At 36.0% G+C, this 21,481-nt stretch carries 15 protein-coding genes; 5 read left to right on the forward strand and 10 right to left on the reverse strand.

The annotated features are described in order from the left end of the window. Positions 1 to 255 precede the first annotated feature (255 nt). From AC1RPG_RS00265 to AC1RPG_RS00275, 3 genes are read left to right on the forward strand one after another with little or no spacing between them, the layout of a single operon-like run. Positions 256 to 2,118 carry a TerB N-terminal domain-containing protein gene (locus tag AC1RPG_RS00265; RefSeq protein ID WP_481760889.1) on the forward strand — a complete coding sequence of 621 codons (1,863 nt, stop codon included), beginning with the start codon at positions 256 to 258 and terminating at the stop codon, positions 2,116 to 2,118. Beyond that, complete coding sequence (locus AC1RPG_RS00270) at positions 2,115 to 3,446, forward strand: ATP-binding protein (protein ID WP_481760890.1); 1,332 nt, start codon at positions 2,115 to 2,117, stop codon at positions 3,444 to 3,446. The genes AC1RPG_RS00265 and AC1RPG_RS00270 overlap by 4 nt, the downstream gene beginning before the upstream one ends. 11 nt (positions 3,447 to 3,457) lie before the next feature. After that, positions 3,458 to 5,701: a DEAD/DEAH box helicase gene (locus tag AC1RPG_RS00275; protein ID WP_481760891.1), complete on the forward strand. Its 2,244-nt coding sequence runs from the start codon at positions 3,458 to 3,460 to the stop codon at positions 5,699 to 5,701. A gap of 406 nt (positions 5,702 to 6,107) precedes the next feature. Here AC1RPG_RS00275 and AC1RPG_RS00280 read toward each other — a convergent pair whose 3' ends face one another. From AC1RPG_RS00280 to AC1RPG_RS00310, 7 genes are all read right to left on the reverse strand, one after another. Then, positions 6,108 to 7,232, reverse strand: coding sequence for an MFS transporter (locus AC1RPG_RS00280; protein WP_481761137.1), 1,125 nt, complete (start codon positions 7,230 to 7,232; stop codon positions 6,108 to 6,110). Positions 7,233 to 7,581: 349 nt separating this feature from the next. Then, on the reverse strand, positions 7,582 to 9,003 hold the full coding sequence (locus tag AC1RPG_RS00285; RefSeq protein WP_481760892.1) for a carboxylesterase family protein: 1,422 nt from the start codon (positions 9,001 to 9,003) through the stop codon (positions 7,582 to 7,584). Between the two features lie 224 nt (positions 9,004 to 9,227). Further along, on the reverse strand, positions 9,228 to 9,656 hold the full coding sequence (locus AC1RPG_RS00290) for a nuclear transport factor 2 family protein (protein WP_481760893.1): 429 nt from the start codon (positions 9,654 to 9,656) through the stop codon (positions 9,228 to 9,230). After that, positions 9,653 to 9,823 carry a hypothetical protein gene (locus AC1RPG_RS00295; protein WP_481760894.1) on the reverse strand — a complete coding sequence of 57 codons (171 nt, stop codon included), beginning with the start codon at positions 9,821 to 9,823 and terminating at the stop codon, positions 9,653 to 9,655. The genes AC1RPG_RS00290 and AC1RPG_RS00295 overlap by 4 nt, the downstream gene beginning before the upstream one ends. 350 nt (positions 9,824 to 10,173) lie before the next feature. Next, positions 10,174 to 15,123, reverse strand: a complete 4,950-nt coding sequence (locus AC1RPG_RS00300; RefSeq protein WP_481760895.1) for a MucBP domain-containing protein — start codon at positions 15,121 to 15,123, stop codon at positions 10,174 to 10,176. Positions 15,124 to 15,510: 387 nt separating this feature from the next. Further along, positions 15,511 to 16,104, reverse strand: a complete 594-nt coding sequence (locus AC1RPG_RS00305; RefSeq protein ID WP_481760896.1) for a DUF1700 domain-containing protein — start codon at positions 16,102 to 16,104, stop codon at positions 15,511 to 15,513. Between the two features lie 2 nt (positions 16,105 to 16,106). Then, positions 16,107 to 16,412, reverse strand: coding sequence for a PadR family transcriptional regulator (locus AC1RPG_RS00310; RefSeq protein WP_409021630.1), 306 nt, complete (start codon positions 16,410 to 16,412; stop codon positions 16,107 to 16,109). Between the two features lie 544 nt (positions 16,413 to 16,956). Here AC1RPG_RS00310 and AC1RPG_RS00315 point away from each other — a divergent pair. After that, on the forward strand, positions 16,957 to 17,241 hold the full coding sequence (locus AC1RPG_RS00315) for a hypothetical protein (RefSeq protein ID WP_481760897.1): 285 nt from the start codon (positions 16,957 to 16,959) through the stop codon (positions 17,239 to 17,241). A 75-nt stretch (positions 17,242 to 17,316) separates the two neighbouring features. On the opposite strand, the gene AC1RPG_RS00320 is transcribed toward AC1RPG_RS00315, so the two are convergent. The 3 genes from AC1RPG_RS00320 to AC1RPG_RS00330 all read right to left on the reverse strand — a co-directional run bounded on the left by AC1RPG_RS00320 (position 17,317) and on the right by AC1RPG_RS00330 (position 20,462). Further along, positions 17,317 to 18,459: a low temperature requirement protein A gene (locus AC1RPG_RS00320; protein ID WP_481760898.1), complete on the reverse strand. Its 1,143-nt coding sequence runs from the start codon at positions 18,457 to 18,459 to the stop codon at positions 17,317 to 17,319. Between the two features lie 233 nt (positions 18,460 to 18,692). Next, entirely contained in the window at positions 18,693 to 18,983 is a 291-nt protein-coding gene (locus tag AC1RPG_RS00325; RefSeq protein ID WP_481760899.1) for a hypothetical protein, read from the reverse strand. Positions 18,984 to 19,142: 159 nt separating this feature from the next. Then, entirely contained in the window at positions 19,143 to 20,462 is a 1,320-nt protein-coding gene (locus AC1RPG_RS00330) for a replication-associated recombination protein A (protein WP_481760900.1), read from the reverse strand. A gap of 94 nt (positions 20,463 to 20,556) precedes the next feature. On the opposite strand from AC1RPG_RS00330, the gene AC1RPG_RS00335 reads away from it, so the two are divergent. Then, the gene (locus tag AC1RPG_RS00335) at positions 20,557 to 21,375 is read left to right on the forward strand and encodes a MerR family transcriptional regulator (RefSeq protein WP_481760901.1); all 819 of its coding nucleotides are present in this window, start codon (positions 20,557 to 20,559) and stop codon (positions 21,373 to 21,375) included. Positions 21,376 to 21,481: the final 106 nt, after the last annotated feature.

A 21,481-nucleotide genomic window follows, 5' to 3' on the forward strand; every position in this document is an offset into this window, starting at 1 on the left:
CCTGTATTATACAAAATTTGCGCAAGACCTATAATTTGAATAATTTTGTCATAAAGATATTAAAATCATATGAAAAGGAAAATGATATTGACTGTGACGCTACGGTACATCATATACTGACGGTAGTATACATTTTAAATAACAAAAATTATTGATGAATTTAACTGTCCTAGTTGTTTATTCACCTATCTTTGCGTAAATATTTAGGACGTATGGCTACCAACCTTATAAATAACAGAATACTCTGGTGAAAACATGAATTTATCTGAATTAGTACTATACGCCAAGGAAAAATATAATATTATCGAACAATACAAATGGCCTAAATTCCCTAGTTTTTCGGTGTTGGTAGATCCCAGCACAAATAAATGGGTGGCTGTTTTGATGCGTCAAAAAAACGCTACTTCTGGTGATAATATCGAGCGTTGTGACATCAAATACGCACAGGAAATACCAACTGATATTTTACCGTCTTACCTTTCGTCACCTTTTCGAATGCGCGGTCCGAAGTGGTTAGGCGTCCATTTTGACGACAGCACAGACCCAGATGTTATATATCGTATTTTTGATAATGCACTTGAAAAGAACGAACAAAGCGGTAATACGATTGTTCTAAACGCCGAACCTGAACCTATACAACAGCAACAATACCACGCGGTTCCTCTGACGTTTAAGGGAATGACTTCTGATGTCAAAGAAAATAAAATTCCTGAAAAAATGATAAAAATGAGCCAACTCTATGCTTACGGTGATAACTCTTTCAAGCAAAAATGCCGGAATTTTTATGTCCAAGGACAATTTATGGCCGACTACGAAGATGTTTTCTCCTACAATGTCGACATACACCGCTACTTTACAACCTACCATGATCTTGGTTTGAAACAATTACGCGGCTATTTTAGTTGGCGAACAAACATCCGAAAAGGCATTTATAAAAAAATCACGACCTCACTTGCATACCTATATTTGTATGAGTTGGTTAATGGCATAGGCACATCATCCGTGATAGACAGCCTACAAAAAATAAAAGCATTTGAAATCAATTATCTGGACTCCGGTATTGGAGATAATCGTATACGCTTAAACAGCCATAAATGGTTGTTTGAACTAGCAGTAATAAATGGTATAGAACCAGACACGACGTATCAGTACGCTGATACCGAAAAATTACAAAGAGATAATGCAATCATGATTTTAGGTGATCCAGAAAAGCATGAAGACAAAGCAGTATTTGATGCGCTTTGTCTTTTTGGAAGACATAAAATTTTGGCATCAGCTGTCCTTAAAAAACATGAAAAACACGGCACACAGTTATTCGCTCAAGTGTGGCGAACAGCTATAAAAATGGATAATAACTTATTTTCTGCGTGCTTTGGCACAATACATTCTCATCTTTGGTACCCTCTAGGCAACGCCGTATATTACCAAGTAACGCCACAACAGCCACTTATATACAAGTTGAATGATATCCGAAAATATACCTACAAAGATAATGCGTGGTACGAACAGAGTTACCAAAAATTTAACTTTCATCAAGAAAAGTTAGATGGTCTTTTGCGTGAAACAGATCGTATGTTACGACTTTATTTAAAAACTGGTTATCCTTTAAAAGCACGAGATGCAGAAACCTGGGCAGCACCGTACGTTAAAACTGTCATTGCAGCTGACCGTGATTCTCGTTTGAAAGCAGATAAGCCTAAGGTTACCATTCAATTTTCAAATTTAGATAAAATTAGAAGCGATGCGTTTGAAACACGAGACAGTTTGTTAACTGACGAAGAAAAAGATACTTCTGAAAACGTATTACCAAAGCATAATAACATATTGCCATCCACTGAACAGACTGGCCTCGAAAAAATACCTGTTATTGATTCAGAGCCTACGCTGTCACTAAGCAAGACCCAGTTAGAATTATTAAGCTTATTAGTTCGAGGCGAATCTGTCACAGACATGATCCGTGATATGCATGGCATGCCTGAAGTGATTACCGACACGTTAAATGAAACGCTTTTTGATGACATCGGCGACTCAGCTCTACAATGTGACGGCGATACCATCTTTCTTATTGAAGACTATCGGGACGATTTAATTGAAATAATTAGGAGAAATATGAAATGACAAAACAAACTCAAAAAGTACCAAAGCGCATTGCACAAACAGTATTAAATTCCTTAAAGGGTGGTGTTGTCCCTAGAATTGGACTACCTTACGTTACGGTGGGTAGAAAAAATGAAATTCAGGCACTTTTACACGATGTCGATATCATATCAGAAGGCGGTGCATCTTTTCGCTTCGTTGTTGGTAGATATGGCTCAGGTAAAAGTTTTCTGATGCAAACGATTCGTAATTACGTGATGAACAGTGGCTTTATTGTTGTCGATGCAGATTTATCACCAGAACGACGTCTTCAAGGATCAAAAGGTCAAGGTCTTGCAACCTATCGCGAATTAATTAGTAATCTATCTACAAAAACAAAACCTGAAGGTGGTGCACTTAACTTAATTTTGGATCGTTGGATTAGCAGCGTTCAAACAAAAGCAGCCAGCGACAGTGGCCTAACCCCAGGTGATCCTCGGTTGACTGCGATGGTAGATCAAAATATTTACACAGTCACTTCCTCAGTCAGTGAACTTGTATACGGCTTTGAATTTGCTAAATTACTTTCTTCCTATTATCATGCCTATGTCAACGCCGACGATGAACTGAAAGCAAAAGTCATCCGCTGGTTCCGTGGGGAATATGCTTTAAAACGTGAAGCCAAAAAGGACTTAGATATTAATATTATTATTACAGATGATAATTGGTATGAATATTTAAAACTTTTCGCTGCTTTCTTTAGATTAGCTGGTTATTCTGGCATGCTAATTATGATTGACGAGCTGGTAAATATCTATAAGATTCCAAATAGTATCACGCGTCAATATAATTATGAAAAACTGTTAACGATGTACAATGACACACTGCAAGGTAAAGCTAAATATCTTGGTATCATCATGGGAACTACTCCACAAGCTATAGAAGATAAACGTCGCGGTGTTTATAGTTATGAGGCCCTGCGTTCTCGTCTAGCTGAAGGTAAGTTTTCAAAACCAGGCGCTAGAGATTTGTTGGCCCCGGTCATCAAGTTAGAACCATTAACAGCTGAAGAGATGCTAATTCTATGTGAAAAGTTGGCTATTATGCATGCAGATCTCTATAGTTATGAAAAAAAGATGACAGACGATAACCTCGCCACCTTTATCCGAATTGAATATGAACGCATCGGAGCAGATTTAAATATTACCCCACGCGAGATTATCCGTGATTTCATTGAGGTATTAGACATTTTATATCAAAATCCAAATCTATCCATTGACACAATATTTGATTCTGATGAGTTTTCTTATGCCAAATCAGAGGCTGTTTCTAACAAAGTGGCTGACAATTTTTCTGAATTTACAATTTGAGAGGTATTCACATGGATATATATAACCGATATGCGCCTTTTATTCAAGACTACATTTACCGGTCTGGCTGGCGAACCCTGCGCGCTGTTCAAAATGCGGCCGGAGATGCCATTTTTAACACAGATAAGAATGTTCTTTTAACGGCATCTACTGCTTCTGGGAAAACGGAAGCTGCTTTTTTCCCTATTCTAAGCCTACTTGATGAACAACCATCAAGCTCAGTTGGAGTACTGTATATTGCCCCCTTAAAGGCTTTGATCAATGACCAATTTGGTCGATTAAATGAGCTTTGTGAAGAAGCTGATATTCCAGTCACACGTTGGCATGGGGATGCCCCTCGAAGTCAAAAGCAAAAATTACTACGCAAACCAGCCGGTATTTTACAAATTACACCGGAGTCCTTAGAGGCTTTGATGATAAACAAGTCTATGGAAATCCCTGCCCTTTTTGGTGATTTACGCTTTATTGTCATTGATGAGATACATTCACTTTTACGTTCGGATCGTGGTGGACAAACCTTTTCGCTAATTGAACGCCTCTGTCGACTATCGGGCAGTAATCCAAGACGAATAGGATTATCAGCTACAATCGGAAATCCAAAAGCAGCGGGTAAATTTCTTGCCGCAGGTAGTGGCAGAGAAACTATCATCCCAAAGTTTGACGGTGGAAAAGAAGTATGGCGACTGTCAATCGAACACTTTTTTAATTCAGAACCACAAGCTAACGAGACGATAAATAGCGTGATAACAGCCCCACCTACCTCTGCTTTAGAACCTGCCACAGATAAAGCTCCAAAGGCAGCAAATCCAGGTATAGGCTATATTTTTGAACATACACGTGGCAAAAAATGCCTCATTTTTACTAACTCGCGAGAAGAGTGTGAATTAGTCTGTCAAAATTTACGGCAGTACTGTGAAGTCAACAACGAACCGGATCGTTTTCTTATTCATCACGGAAACCTTTCAACAGCCTATCGAGAAAGTGCTGAAGAAGCCATGAAAGATGCTGATTCTCTCATGAGCGTCTGTGCCACCGCAACACTAGAACTTGGTATCGACATTGGTAGACTAGAACGCGCCTTTCAGCTAGATGCACCATTTACGGTTTCCGGATTTTTACAGCGTATGGGCAGAACCGGCAGAAGAGGTGACCCTTCTGAAATGTGGTTTGTTATGCGCGAAGACCACCCAGAAGCTCGTGCTATGCTACCAGATTTGGTGCCCTGGTACCTTATTCAGGGTATCGCTCTCGTACAATTATATATCGAAGAACGTTTTGTAGAACCACCCAAAACAGACAAATTGCCTTTTTCCCTGCTTTATCACCAAACAATGAGTACATTGGCATCATCTGGCGAAATGACACTTGCTGAACTTGCTTCACGCGTCCTAACGCTTTCTGCTTTTCATCGAATTAATCAAGAGGACTTCGGAACTTTACTGCGTCATCTGATCACAATCGATCATATCAATCGTACCGAAAATGGCGGTGTAATTGTTGGTCTTGCTGGTGAACGTATTGTTAACAACTACAAATTTTATGGGGTCTTTCAAGAAAACATCGAATATACAGTCCGTGCAGGATCAGAAGAGTTAGGTACAATTGTCAAGCCACCACCAGTCAGTGACAAGATTGCCATAGCAGGACGTGTATGGGTTGTCGATGAAGTTGATCACAAACGTCGTGAGGTATACTGTACGCTCGTTAAAGGTAACAAACCAGCCTACTTTGGAGATGTCGCTGGGGATATTCACACCAGAATCCTAGAACGTATGCACGATGTCCTTGCAGAGCAAAAAGACTATTCCTACTTAATGCCACAAGCTAGAGGCCGTCTAGCAGAAGCCAGAGAAACGTTTAAAAAGGCAGAAATGGCTAATCGTCCACTGGTTCATCTTGGTGGCAAAATGTGGGCATTGTTTCCATGGCTTGGCAGTTACGCGTTCCTTGCGCTTGAGCGGTTTCTGAAAATCCGTTGTGGTAAACGTCTTGGGTTGAAAGGCATGAATTCATCACGACCATATTACCTACAATTTACCATGTCTGTCAGTGAAGCAGAATTTTATAAAATCGTAGCAGAAGAAGCAGCTACCGATTTTGATCCTTTGGCATTGGTATATGAAAAAGAAGTGCCTGTTTTTGAAAAATATGATGAATATGTACCAGAAGAATTAATTCGTAAAGGATTTGCAAACGGTATCTTAGATCTCAAAGGAATGCAAAATCGCGTGCTTAGTTGGCAAAAACATCTCTAAACAGAGATTCTAAAGTATCAATGTGATAATAAACTAATTAGTTATCTACTTCAACAACGCTACTAAATCATCCGGCACATGACGTGGTCCTCTGATAGAGGTCGCGCCATGTTTTTTTAATTTCTCTAAGGTAAATGCTTGCTCATCATACGTTGTTATCAAATGTAAATGCATCATATACTTCATCGAAATATGCTTATCATGATGCGGATAAGCATCCTTGGCTTTGACAACTAAACATTTATAAATGATCGCTTAAATTGGCGCCGTAACAGACACACAAACAACATCATTTTCTTTAATATATATGTATAAAAAAGAAGGCTCGCATTACGAGCCTTCTTTTTTTGAAAACTTGAAAGTTTCCGAGACTATTCAAATTAAGTTCATCACATTTTTCCTAGTACTAATCATGTCTAATCGCACTGTTCAAATTCTTATGATTAAAAAAATAGATACTAAAAGCTACTGGAACAATTAAAATCATAACTGGAAAAAGTAATTTTATTGGTAAAATATTTGTAATAATGCCACCTAGAATTGGTCCTAAAGACATTCCTATGTCACTCCCCAAATAGTAAGTTGCAGTAGCCAGCCCCTGTTCTTGCAAAGGCGCTAATAATAGAGCTGTAGACTGGCAAACAGAAACCATTGTTCCAAACCCAATGGCCATCAAAGCCGCAGCTAACGCCATCTCTAAATTGTTATGCATTATGGTTAAGAAAAAAAGATAGCCCACAGTCACAATCATACAGATATAAAACCAAACACCAAAGGGAATACTGTCAAAATAGTTTTTTAATAAAATTCGACTAAAAATCAAAACAATTGAATAAATTACAAAAAATAAGCTAACAGTAATATTTAGATTACTTGCTCGAACATACATTACAATGTCAGCCTGGACCGCAAAATATGGAATAGAAATTAAAGCAAAAATTGATGCAACTGGTAATGCACTTCGTTGAATCAGCTTAAAATGTGTCGCTTCCTTACGAACGAAAGATGGCATGGCTCGATTATCAATAAACTGAATTGTGATTACCACGGCAATCGCACTGACAGCGGCCAAAAGAAAAATCATTTTATACCCTACTTTTTGATATATCTCAAGTGACAAAACTGGGGCAACTGCCATAGAAAGAGCGTTTACCAACCCATAATACCCCATCGCCGCACCAACACGTTGGCGCGGCACCAAGAAAGCCAACCAGGTTGCCAAGCATACAGTGCATAAGACAAAACCAACCCCATTAATGACTCTAAAAAAGAATAACCAAGCAGTATTAAAAGAAAACATATATCCAAAATCACTAATGGCACATAGAATACCACCAATAAATGTTAACCCATATTTTGATATTTTATCGGTAAGATTTCCAGCAATAGGTCTTAAAAATAATGAAGTAATACTCATAATACCAACAATTAAACCTGCTAGAGTACTAGTAATACCTAAATGTGTAACATAGCCACTGATTAACGGATTTACCGACTGAATACTAAATTGATAGAAAAAAGTGGCTATCATTACATAAATAACGTCTTTAGAAATAAATGTTTTTCGGTCCAAGTCCTTGTATCTCCCTTTATTCGTTCTAAGTCCAAGAAAATCCTCAAATGTTTCACAATAATATATAGTTTTCTCCACCAATTATTCAGAAATGCAAAATCTATAATTAATCCGAACAAAATTTAAAAGGTCAAAAAATTATGTCTTGCTATCAAAAACAATCACCGCTAGTTTTAGCTTTCGGTCGTCTGCGGAAGCGAGAAGCCAACACATCTTTAAACTGTTGTCATACTTGTTATCTCCAAAAAACACCAATTTGAGTCAGCTAGCCAACAATGAATTGACCTCCACTTTTTGCTATAAACTATTAAGGACGGTCTATTCCTTTAAATATTTCAAGAATATCCAAACTATGTTCTGTAGCATTATAAGGCATGTTTCCAATTCCTTTAGCACTTATTTTATCTACTTTAACAGCGTCCCAAGTAAGATCGGAATGACCTTCCGCCATATCTAATAACGTGTCTTTAATATAATTGTCCCGATCAATTTGTTCTTGACTGGCATTAGGGCTAATCTGTCCAACAATGCCGTACATCTCTGTTCCATGGACAGCGACTTCCGCTCCTTTGACAGGTGCAACAACTAACACATGTGATGTTCCACCTGCATTAGCATGAGCCACTGCTCCACGAATTTGAGGTAATGTAAAGGATAAATGCGTTAATAATAATCCCCTTACCTCTACAGGCTTCAAAGTATCATCAGCAAAGGAATTGATTACTTGCTGGGCTCTAGATAAAGGAATACGCATACTGTGGGCAAATTGCTCTGTAAGCCTGTCAAGGGTCACTGGATCAAAATCTTTTGTCCGATTTAAGACCCAATAAAAAGTTTCTTCTGTGGTACTACTAAATAGAATATCTACATCTTTGTGTTTCCCAGATTCAAGAACATGCATCGGGTGATCAGCTATAACCCCATTTATTAGTTGACTATCGTCAGTAACAGCTATCACATCATTGTCAATGCCATGTGGAGTACCCGGATCAGGTGATTGAGTTGCATTCATTGCTTCAGCTAATTCATAAGCATCGACCTGTAATAAGTGCTCTGGATTATTAACACAGTCAAAATGTTTTAACACTTTTAGAGCACGCTCTTGCGCCACCCATTGAGGCACTAATCGAGAAGGCATACCAGAAAAAGCTGCTAAATGATGATAAAGATTGTCAGCACTAGGCGCTGATAATAGTTCTAATGATGAAAAAGCACCTGCACTATGTCCCGTAACTGTGACATTATTAGCATCACCGCCAAAATAAGCAATATTTTTTTGAATCCATTTAAGAGCCGTTATTATATCTTTAAGACCAAGGTTAGTTGCATCTTTTAATTTACCACCATACTGTGCTAGTGATAACCAACCAAACGGTCCAAGGCGATAATTAATAGAAACGCCTATCACACGACCAGTACTAGCTAGTCCTGATACGTCAGAAACTGCTTGTGTATTTGATCCTAACACCCAGCCACCACCAAAAATATAAACAACAACTGGTAATGGTTCCTCCCCCATGTCTTCAGGGGCCCAAATATTAAGGTTTAGACAATCTTCGCTAAGTCCGCTAACGGCTCCCAGCCAACTTGTATCGCCAGCCTGCAAAGGTGCTGGTCCATACTTAACATACTGCTTTGTTTCATCAAAAGGAACCAACTCTGGTTCAGCAAATCTTTCAGCTTTGGCATAGGGAACGCCTAACCAACTGTGTACTTTATGTGTCGTCATTTCTATCTACTCCAATTTAAATTATTTATGTTATCTGACTGATTATTCCGATTTGTATTAATAATTATTCTTGTAAAACTTTTTCGCAACATCAAGGTCAATGCGAAGCAAACTCTATTTTGTCGGCATTCTTTTGTAAATCACTAATTGTGTATATTTTGTGCCTTCAAAATAGTTAAGAGAACTGTTTCAGTATATCGTGAATAAAGGTTAACTTCACCTTTTTAAACAATACTTTTAGCTTTACCAAAATCCATATCCATTGGTCGAATAAATGACCAAGTTGAGTGGATTACTTTCCAGCCATCTTCTTCTTTTTGATAAACTTCAATACAATTGTATTGCATATCAATCAACGTCGTTTTTGCATATAGTTGATATGTTAAAACAGCCATATCATCGACTGCTTGCACTCGTGGATATTCAAAATCGTAACTGTCAGCAAATAGTTTTCCTTCAACATTAGCTAAAACTGATTCTTTTATGTCTTCATAACTATCAACACGTCTTTTAACAGCACCGTCAAAATACGAAAACTGTTTTTGTGACCAAATATTTAGGTAACCCGAAGTGTCCCCTTTGAACCACTTATCCAACGCACCCTTTTCTAGTGCAATAATCTCTTCATTTAATTTGTTATTTGTATTAATCATTTTTTCTCCTTATTTATAAATTGGTCAGATTTCATGCCATAGCGATGTGCCTCTTGAATATCTCCCAGTTTGAATACCTTTTCAAGGTCTCTACTGAACCCCCCATCATGATAAAAACCTGCTGATCTTTTTTTAATTGACTTTTTTTGAAGTGGCATAAGCTTCATCAACAGCCTCAATAATTAGTACTTGCGGTATATTATCAACATAGACTATCTCGTTACGTCACAGTCAACCAAAAAGCATTAATTGAATCCGCTTAAGTATATTGACTATCCTTAAGCGTAACAGGTTACAATTTTTAAGAATAATTCCCGCGTTAACATTATTCTTCATTTTGATACCATTTATTGGTGTTGGCAACATTTACACGACCGAATTATGTTTGAATTCTCTTTGAAAATAAAAAAAGAAAGACCAATTCGAAAATGAATTGGTCTTTCCAAAATTTACCCACCAACACTCGTTGACATAGGGGTCTTAAGACTTCTTCTACTCATTCTATAATCTTAGAATTTTACTTTTTAGCCTTTTTTGATTTTTTTCTACCTATCATAAAGATAACTGATGTTGCGAGTAATGCAGCACCTAATAACGTTACCAAAAGACTTGTTGCCTCATTTGTTTGAGGAAGATTTCCTGTATCACTCTTTGTATTATTTGCTTTGCTTACTGTATTTGAGTGAGTGTTTCCTTCAGGAACATCCGTCAACGTTTCTGTTGTTGTATTTCCTTTTGAATTATCTGTTGGTGGTGTTACCGGCGGTGTCACTACTGTTTTATCTTCATCTTTAACATAAACATACGTGACTGTTTGTGCCGTATCCGTGAAGATACCTTTAGCATTACTTGGCGCCTCTTTCAACATCCAACCTGAAAGTTGTTTCTCTTTAGATGTATATGCGTCACCAATCTTACCAGAGAATGTTACTGAAGCTGATAATTCATTACCATCTTTATCAACATATTTTACAGTGACATCTTTAGCAGCTGATCTCGTATAAACATACGTAACTGTTTGAGTCTTATCTGTAAATGTTCCTTCTGCATTTTTAGGAGTCGTTTTAACATTCCAACCTGCAATACGTTTAGCAGTTGTCTTGTATGAATCTCCTAATTTACCAGAAAGATTATCTGGTGTTGCTAGCTCGTTGCCTTTTTCATCTACATACTTAACTGTTACAGCTTCAGCATCTGTTTTTTCATACACATACGTAACTGTTTGGGCTTTATCCGTAAATGTTCCGTTGGCGTTACTTGGCGTTTCTTTTAACGTCCAACCTACTAATTCCTTAGCGGTTGTCTTGTAGTCAGCGTCAATTTTACCAGATAAAACATCTGATGTTGCTAACTCGTTACCTTTTCCATCTACATATTTGACCGTCACATCAGCTGCATCTGCTTTTTCATACACATACGTAACCGTTTGTGCAGCATCTGTGAATATTCCTTGTGCATTCTTTGGTACTTCTTTTAACGTCCAACCTGATAATACTTTGGCATCAGTTGTATAAGCATCCCCAACTTTTCCTGAAAGCGTATCAGCTTTAGTTAAATCATTCCCACTTCCATCAACATATCTAACTGTAACAGGGACAGCATCTGCTTTTTCATACACATACTTAACTGTCTGAGCTTTATCCGTAAATACTCCCGTTGCGTTTTCAGGTATTTCTTTTAATGTCCATCCTGAAATATTTTTAGCGGTTGTACTATATGGATTTGATACTTTTCCTGAAAGCACATCTGATTTAGCTAATTCATTTCCGTCTACATCAACGTATTTAACCGTGATATCAGCTGCATCCGCTTTTTCATACACATATGTGACTGTTTGTGCGGTCTCTGTAAATGTCCCACTTGCATTCGTTGGTGTTTCTTTCAACGTCCATCCTGAAATATTTTTAGCAGTTGTACTGTATGGATTTGATACTTTTCCTGAAAGTACATCTGATGTTGCTAATTCTTTTCCATCTGCATCGACATACTTAACTGTAACGTCAGCCGCATCCGCTCTTTCGTAGACATATGTGACTGTTTGTTTATCAGCAGTAAACTTACCACTTGCGTTACTTGGTGTTTCTTTCAATGTCCATCCTGAAATAACAGCAGCATCTGATGTATAAACATCACCAAAATCACCAGTAAGTTCTTTTGAATCAGCTACCGATTTACCATTTTCATCGACATATTTAACAGTCACTGGTGCAGAAGTTTTCTTATAAACATAGTTAACTGTTACTGCATCAGCCCCAAACTTACCAGAAACGTTACCTTCTACTTTTACAAAGTCGTAACCTGAAATCTCTTTTTGAGTTGTCGTATATGGATCATCGAAGTACCCACTTTGGACAACATCATCAGCAAGTTTATTACCATCTACATCTACATAATTTGCAGTAACATCAGCGCTAGCACGAATTAATTGTGTGCCTATTGCACCAGTTTCAACAACTTGCAACTTGTTAATTGCGATACCAAAACTGTTGTAAGCACCACGTGTTTCTTGAACAGCGCGTGACACTTTCGTTGTTTCAGCTGGTTTATTACTAATTAATGTTGAATCTGAAATTTCAGATTCTTTAGGCGCAACTAGATCAAATGATAATGTAACTCCCTTACCTTGGGCCCATTCAACTCCGTCATTAAGCGTAATTTTGTATGAATGAATGGTTGACCAATCAGCTACTTTATCAGCTGTTACCCAAGTTGCATCTTCAGCCCCAGTTGGGTCAACAATTTTAGCCGTTCCTGCTGGATAATTTGTATTCTTATCTAATATACCGGCACGTTTAGGATTTTTAGATGTACTATATAAAACAGTCATCTTATTTTCCCATGCACTTGGTAAAGTAATGGCCCCATCTAATTTCATTTCATAAGCCGAATTACGTGCTGCACCATCGGTAATATTTGAATCTCCGACAGATGGTAAAACATCTAAGAACTGCATTGATGTAATTTTATCATCTGTATTATTTGTTAATGTTGCTTGATAAGTGGCTTTTTTGCCGACTGTAACATTACCTAAATCGCCAAACTTATCATCTTTATCACCTTTAATACTTGCATCAACATCAATATTTGATTCTTGATTTAACACATATGAATTACCTGTTTTAATAATTGGTGTGTCTGTTTTACCATCTTTATCAATATCATCTGTATCAACAGATTTTACTGTATCCGTTAAAAGTGGTTCATCACCTGTCGGTTTCACAGCTGTATAATCAGTATCACCAATTGTTCCTGTCATGTTAAATGTCATATTAGGTGTCGCATCTTTTGAAATATTAATTTTAAATTGACCATTAAGGAATTTACCGGCTACTAATTTGTCGCCATTCATTGTTACTTTAACGAGTTGTCTTCCAGTACCTTTGTAATCCTTATCATATAATTCAGCGCTATAGTTCGTTGAAGCAACGCTTTCTTTGAACGTTACACCTGTTGGTAATAGCACATAACTCAGATAAGGTCCTGATAAAGGTGAAATTGATGCCTTATTATTTTCTATTGAAGTTAAGACAGTATTTTCACCTTCATTAACTGTACTTCCGACTGTATTTAGTAAACTAACTGAAGCTTTAACAACTTTTGTTTCACCGGTTGTTTTTGCTGCGACTTCAACGTGACGAGGCGCAATTCGATCTGTATAAACCTGACCATTTTCACCCTTAAATGCCTCTGCCCATGGGTTAGATGTGTAATCAACATATCGAGCTGCTTCAAAACCTGTTTCATCAGGTGCCTGAACGCCATAGAAAGTCATATCCATTTTATTAGTTATTTGACCAGTGAATCCTTTATCAATCGTTGCGTTAACTTTCATCCCGCTATTATACAATCCAGCTGGAGCCATTTTAACGGTTTTTTTACTTTCTGGATCATAGGTTGCAGATGCAGCTATGTCTCTATTTGCTGGAACTTTTGTTATCTTCTCATCATGGAACCACAGCCAAATATTAGCCACTTTTTTCCCATCCGGAATACCTAACTGAGCACGTGTGTAATTGGCGTTAGTCTTCATATCCATATTGAGTAATGTCCAGTTATCATCAACTTTTCCATCTGTTTCGTATTTTACCAACATAGCAAATGGTACTTTAGCTTTTGTTGGTGAAAAAGTTGGTAAATTATTGTTTGGCATGTAATAAAAATTACCCGTTGTAAAACTATCAAGATTTAAATGCGTATCCACATCATAATAAATATTATAATAAGAAAATCCAATATAAGGTGATGTCGCATTTTGTGAGGATAATGTTAATCCATAACTTAGATAAGCATCATCGTTAACTGTCACATCCGGGTCAATTAATGTAGCTGATGCCACGCCACCGTTTCCATCTTTTGGTCCTAAATGATTAGTTGGAAATGCTGATCCACCAGGAATTGGAATTGGAACTTCCTTAGGATCATTGGGCATAACCATAACCGTTGATTTAATTGGTGCTGTACTATTTACACTACCATCAAGGAAAGTTGCTGTTGAACTCACTGTATTCGTTATCTGTGAATAATAGGCAGCCTTGTCAGTTACTTTTGCTTGGATAGTCACATTTTTTTCAAAGAAATCAGTCACAGCTGCTTTTTGTTCAGCGTAACTTGGTGCTGTATATTCCCAGGTTAATGTTCTACCATCTGTACTGACACTCGGTTCTTGTGCGCCATCTTTTACACCATAGTAGTCTATTCCAGCGCCTAATTTATAGGTCACGTTAACTTTAGAACCTTCTTTAACATACAGTGCGCCTAATTCCTTTTTCGGCGCACTAACCCCTACACCATAGTTTACAATATCGCCACGATTAGGATTATTATATGTTTGTCCTTCAATACTAGTAACTTTATTTGTCATAGCATAATTATTATTTGCTGTTATATTAATTGAAGTTTTAGAATCATAGCTTTTATTTTCGCCATTCTGATCCGTTCCAGTAAATGTTGCTGCTGTGTCTAATTTTGTATTAGGCATAATTGCGCCATTTGCTGTTCCTATTTTTATAATTACTTTATTTGCTGTTCTTGCATTAAGCGTATCAAAATGATAATTCAATACACCTTTATCTTTATCATAAATTGGTGTGACGCCCGCAATTTTAAGTTCTGATAAATCTTGCGTAAATGTCATATTTTCATTTAAATTACTTGGTAACGTAACCTTTATATCGGCATTGGTAAATGAGGTGTTCTTACCTGAAATTTTAAAATATAAATTAAAATTAGCCAATTGGCCAGCTTCAATCGTATCTTTCTGTGCTTCAACTGTAAGATCCGTATTTGTATCTCCAGTACGAGTCATACCTGTCTCTGCTTTTGTCGCTTTTTTAGCAGTTGACGCCGTAGCTGCTTTTGAAGATGACGTTTCTGTCGTTGGATTAAGGTCCTGCGCAAACACAGAAGATAATGGTAATTGCGTGAACAACGTTATCATTGTTGTTGCGATAGTTAGCCCCTTTTTCATTTGTCATGCCCCCTTGTAAGTAATAACCTATTAAATAATATGCCGCCCCCGGCACAAATTAATTGTAACATCACAACAATCTTATGTAAACGTTTACGGCTTGCACTATTTAATCGTCTTTCCAAAAAAATAAAAGGGCATCGAAATCCTATTAAAAATGGATTTTAATGCCCTTTTATACTACCGTAATTCTAACTTACCACATTTATTAAATCAGACGTGGTCATTTAGAAATAAAACGTTCGGAACCAACTATGTTCACCCTCATATTTAAATACTGACAAATCAAAACCTGATAATGCGTAACTAGTAAACATGACTATAGCGCCAAACCAGATCAGAAATAAACTAATTTTCAACCAATTACGTCTTATATATTCAATCATTTTAAGCGACCTCCTTCAATTGTCTTCTGAATAAACGAATTAACCAGCGTGTCAGACTAATCGAATATTTAATTAAATATTTCGTTGAATACCAGGTCATTGCGATGAATAAAATACCAACACCTACAATTACAAAACTTACCCCAAATTGCATCAATCCAACGTTAAAACCTTGATTAAACATATCAAATGGCGATAGTCCTAAACTAATCACGCCACTGATAATAAATGAGGTAGCGATTACGCCTGCAATCATTGGTACTAACCATATTAAAAAATAAACTGTGGCAATTAGAATAGCAGCCGTCAGCAATAGCGGTCCCCATACAGGTGCTCCTAGGATAAGTAAAATGACAATCAAAACGATTATTGGTGTCGATAACTTTTTTTGTATTTTTGGTCGGTCATTTTGAATCAAACGTATCGCAATTTGACTTGGATTTTCTAAACTTAGAATAATATCTGTCACAGATTCGCCCGCTTCTAAACGGTCATCAATCATCTCGTCATAATAATCAAGTGTATTATCAATGTCTGCCGCTTGATAATGTTTAAGTTCTTCTTCTAGCTCTACAATAAATTTTCTCTTACTCATCGTTACACTCCCTTTATGTAATCGTAAACGTTTATTACCTGTTGCCAATCATCTAAAAATTCTTGAATATCTACTAATCCCGCCTCAGTTATGTGATAATATTTTCGCAATCGACCATTGTGTTCAACACTGTAACTCTCAATAGCGCCTTGTTTTTCTAGTCGTTTCAAAATGGGATAAAGAGTTGAATCTGAAAGTTCAATCACGCTTGAGGTGTCTTTAATAATTTGGTAACCATAAGAATCTGATGTCCTCAGCGTCGCTAACACGCAAAATTCTAATAACCCTTTTTTCATCTGTATATTCATCAACTCACTCCTTTCAAAATCAATACTATACGTTACATAGTATAATGTCAAACGATATATTATTTTATCCAAAAAAATCGACAATGTCAGTAAGACAACATTGTCGATTAAGTGGATTATTAATAATAGCTTTACTCTGTAGAACTGCCAAAAAGTTCATTGTAAGGCTATTTATTTTTTGCTTTAAAGTATTGTACAATTGGTCTCAATAAGAATATGCCTAACAGATAAATCCTAACATCATAAAAAATCGAACTGACTAAACTATCTTTAATAAAGAATGACAAGATTATTAAACATAAAGATAGGCTACCAAGAACAGAAAGGGTTTCATTCATATAATCTTTATATTTTTTCATTTTCATATCCTAACTAAAGCTATTATTTTTTTCAAATTGATAATAACACCTCGTTTTATCTTTGTCTATTTTAAACGATCTTATCAATTTAACCAGTAAGAAGACAGATAAGATTACATCAAATTAATTTTGTAGTATATTAAAATAAATATTAATTCATATCATTATGAAGGGTGGTCCTATCAATGAAAAAAATATTTAAAACTGATAACAATCAAGTGAAGTGGCTAATGAGAATCGGTATCGCACTCTGTATATTGGGCCCATGGATTGCCTTTTTAAATGGAATTGTCGGCTTATCTTTAGCTGGTTTAGGACTTTCTGCTGTTACAGATTCTATTCTCAACTTACCCTTCTTTCAGAAAAATTTTTTTTACTGCTTATTATCAATCCTTTTAATGCTATTGGTTGCTATCATCATTCTCATTTATATCCTTCTAATCATACTGCTACTAAATATACAATTTTAATCATAAACACTGTAAAAATGATTCTTCAATTAAAAAACTAGCTGATAAACCCAAATTAGGTTTATCAGCTAGTTTTCAGTTTTTAATGTCATAACTTTGATTCTGTTTCGTTCGTTTAATCATATAGTGTACATACATTGCAGAGTTCGCAATGGTCACTAATACCGTTATACTCACAATTTCTGGAAAATTGTTAAATATTAAGCTTAATATTACACCCACTATAGTTGTCGTTGTAAAGAATCCAATGACCACATTACCCAATCGTAAGTATTTTTTATTATACGGACTGGTTAAGAATAACCCTAAATAAAATAACGATATACCTAAATATAGACATAGTACTGAAAAGTTTTTAGGTATTTCGATTTCACTAATAAAACCTAACGAAATAGTGACTAAACTTAAGCCAAACAAGACAAAGTAATGAATATAAATTAATCGAATACCTGTTTCACCCGAACGATTTTCATCAATATAATGATCCATTTGAGTAATATAGGTCATAAAAAGTGCACCGATAATCATGAATATTAAAATTGAATAAAAATTAAATGTTTTAACGGTGAAATACGAGGCAATACCGAGAATACTTTCTCCAAATGTAATAATTGTTAATAGTGTTAGACGCTCTAATATATGTGGAAAATTAAGTGGGTGGAGTTTCAAAACTGAACCACCAAGAGCTGGTAATATCCAACTCACTGCAATACCCAGCAAGAATACCGCAATGCCTATGTTTAGTGGCAAAAAGGAGCCAATAAATACGAGTAATGTTCTTGTTGCAACAATCAACATCATTAGTTTAGCAATTTTTTTATCATCCTTTTTAGCAGCTGTCAGGTATACCGTGCCATATTGAACAACTAATACTGTGGATAATAGCCCTGTTGCAATTGCAAATGGTTGGAACCAATTATGGATATCCCCCTCAAAAGCATTGGACATATAAAGTAAAATTGCCATATCAATCATAAAAAGAATAATATCAGTCATCGAGTTTTTTCTATATCGATTAATAAAAACACTCTTAATCATCCATGTGTTAATAAAAACGACCATTACCACTGAAAAGATAATAAATGCACTAATCATACTTGATGTGCTTACTTGAAAATGATGAAGTAAATCCGTAGCTTGTGAAATTGCGTATGCAAAGACTAAATCATAAAATAATTCAGGTAATTCAACTTTCTTTTTTCTGACTTGTTCTACCATTTTAATTCCCTCGTTTTTTTAAAATTAATGAGTTAGATTACTCTACAAATCGTTTAAATACTACTAAAGACATTTTATTATAGCACCTTTTTCCAATTTATCTGAACTATATGAATAGCTAAATAAAAGAACCATCTGGATAAGCACTTTTAGAGAAGCAACTATCTAGATGGCCCTTTATTAATTTTGTAGATACAATTAATAAACGATTATATTTTAAAAGAATCTCTTAATTAATAAGAATCTTTGCCGTTCCTATAAATATCATTACCATCATAGATCTTATCGTTCACTTTAAAATGATTATCCACTTTAATGACAATGTCATTCCCAATCCAATAATTTTTTGGCGTCAATTTTAAAAATCCAAGTTTATTCTTTGCTCCCGATTTGAAACTTTCCATCTCACTTTTATTTATCTCACTCCGTACATACTTAGTCACGCCATCTTGAAATTTAATCACTAAAAATAAATTTGGTAACATGCCGACTTCGTTTATGCTAGGTATCCCATTGTTAGCCATTAGTATGCCTCCTCTTTACTAATCGTTTTTCTCGTATCCACTTTCGTTGTAAGACGCTTAAGTAATACATTCAACCTATATAAAAAAACAAAGTACTGATTACTCAGTACTTTGTCTACGTCTGAAGTATTCTCATCTCAAAAATACTTTCTATTTATTCTATCCATTTATTTGGTGCCATGCTTTTATTTGGGCTAAACGCTCTTTAAAACGTCGTTCCTTACCTTCGCTGGTTGGTTTATAATATCGATGTCCTGCTACGGAAGGTGGCATGGTACTCATAGTCGTTAACTTATCTTTGGCATAATGAGCTAATTCGTACCCTTTACCGTACCCTAGATCTTTCATTAATTTGGTAGGCGCATTACGTATTTGTAATGGTACGGGATCATTGGCCGTGGTTTTAACATCTTTAGCTGCAGCTAATCTTGCCTTATAAACGGCATTTGATTTAGGTGCCAGAGACAAGTAGGTTACTGCTTCCACTAAGTGAACATCACATTCAGGCATACCAATGAATTGGCATGCCTGAAAAACATTAATTGTCACATTGAGTGCATTCGTATCTGCTAACCCGATATCTTCACTTGCAAATCGAACAAGTCGCCGTGCTATATATATCGGGTCTTCTCCGCCTTCTAGCATTCGGGACAGCCAATAAATAGCAGCATCGACATCACTATTACGCATCGATTTGTGCAAAGCTGAAATTATATTATAGTGTTCTTCCCCATTTTTATCATAACGGACAAATCTTTTATTAATCAATTGGCTTAAATTATCCATCGTCACCGTAACGATATTATCAGCTTTTTCACCATTCAGAACTGCCATTTCCAAGGTATTTAATGCCATTCTGGCATCACCATCTGCAAAATTAGCAATCGCTTGAATTTCATCAGAACTAATGTGGATTGTTTGTTCTTCAAATCCGTCCGGGTTGCTGAGCGCGTTTTCGATTAATACAACAATATCTGCCTGTTTAAGCGCATGCAGTACAAATACTTTACACCGGGATAATAACGCTGAATTCACTTCAAAAGACGGATTTTCAGTTGTAGCACCGATTAAAGTAATACTACCTCTTTCAACATAAGGCAAAAATGCATCTTGTTGTGCTTTATTAAAGCGATGTATTTCATCGACGAAAACAATGGTTTTTTGACCAATTTCACAATCTAACTCCGCTTGTTTCATAATTTTTTTTATCTTACTAATACTACTATCAACTGCACTAAAGCTTAAAAAATTAGATTCAGTTTTACTTGCTATAATTTCGGCTAAAGTTGTTTTACCAACACCAGGTGGACCCCAAAAAATCATTGAAGGAACTTGATCACTTTCAATAATTTCTCGTAATATTTTGTTAGGGCCAAGTAGATTCTGTTGACCAACAAATTCTTCTAATTTTCGTGGTCGAACTCGACTGGCTAATGGTGAATTTTGAGGTTGATTAGAGAAAAGAGATTCCTGTTTCATTGATCAAACCACCTTTCTTTTAAGTCTGAATTTTTTCATGTTATACTTAATCATACACTGTACCGTTACGTTACAGACAATAAAGGAGCCTTATATGTTAAAAATAAGTGAGATGGCCAAATTAGCTAACACAACTCGCCGTACATTAATCTTTTATGACCAAGAAAATATTTTTAAACCTGCCCAAAAAAACGAATCTGGTTATCGTTATTATGATTATGACCAATTATACGATTTGCTATTTATACTTGGTTTACGTAGTTTAGATATTTCAGTAGCTGATATCAAGGAAATTAAAATCCATTCAAAAGGCGTACCAACACCTCAATTACTGAATGCTCAAGGTAAAATTGATAAAAAGATTGACGAATTAGTTAAAATTAAAAATGTTATCAACAAAAAAATTGAAGAACAATCTGTTACTAAGGACACTACCCTATATCAGCCCAAGATAGAAAACCGAATGAAAACAATTTTTTGGTGTTCTCGTCAATCCGTAGGTTGTACTGAGGAAGAAGTCGCTCAATTATTTTCAGAATTCTATAAACAATTAGACGCATTAGCTGTTATGGATACAACACAATCTGGATTTTTTACAACATTGGCTGTTGATAATCCAATCGGTTACGCTGAAGCGTCTTTTAGAGTTATCAAAGAAAAACTTACAGATGATCATGACGTTTTTATCCCAATCATGGAAAAACATGCAGGTAATTACGCATGTATTTTAGTGGAAAACAATGAAGCTGGTATCCATCAAGGATTAACTAAACTAAAATCATTCTGTCAAAAAAATAAGTTAAAAACCGCAGACTATTTATGGCAGCTTAATTCTGGCGACACCCTTATTAAAACTGGTTCCTCAAAATACGGCTGGCTTGAGTTTGCCATTTTGAATGAAAAGATTGAATAGACAAGAAAAAAAATTAGGCAACCTTCCTCCGGTTTAATACCGAAGACAAGTTACCTAAAGATGTGAAGTGAACCCAAATATTGGAAACTTAGAAACTACTTTTTTA

The sequence above is a fragment of the Dellaglioa sp. CoH-57-MRSF-18 genome, assembly GCF_056781995.1.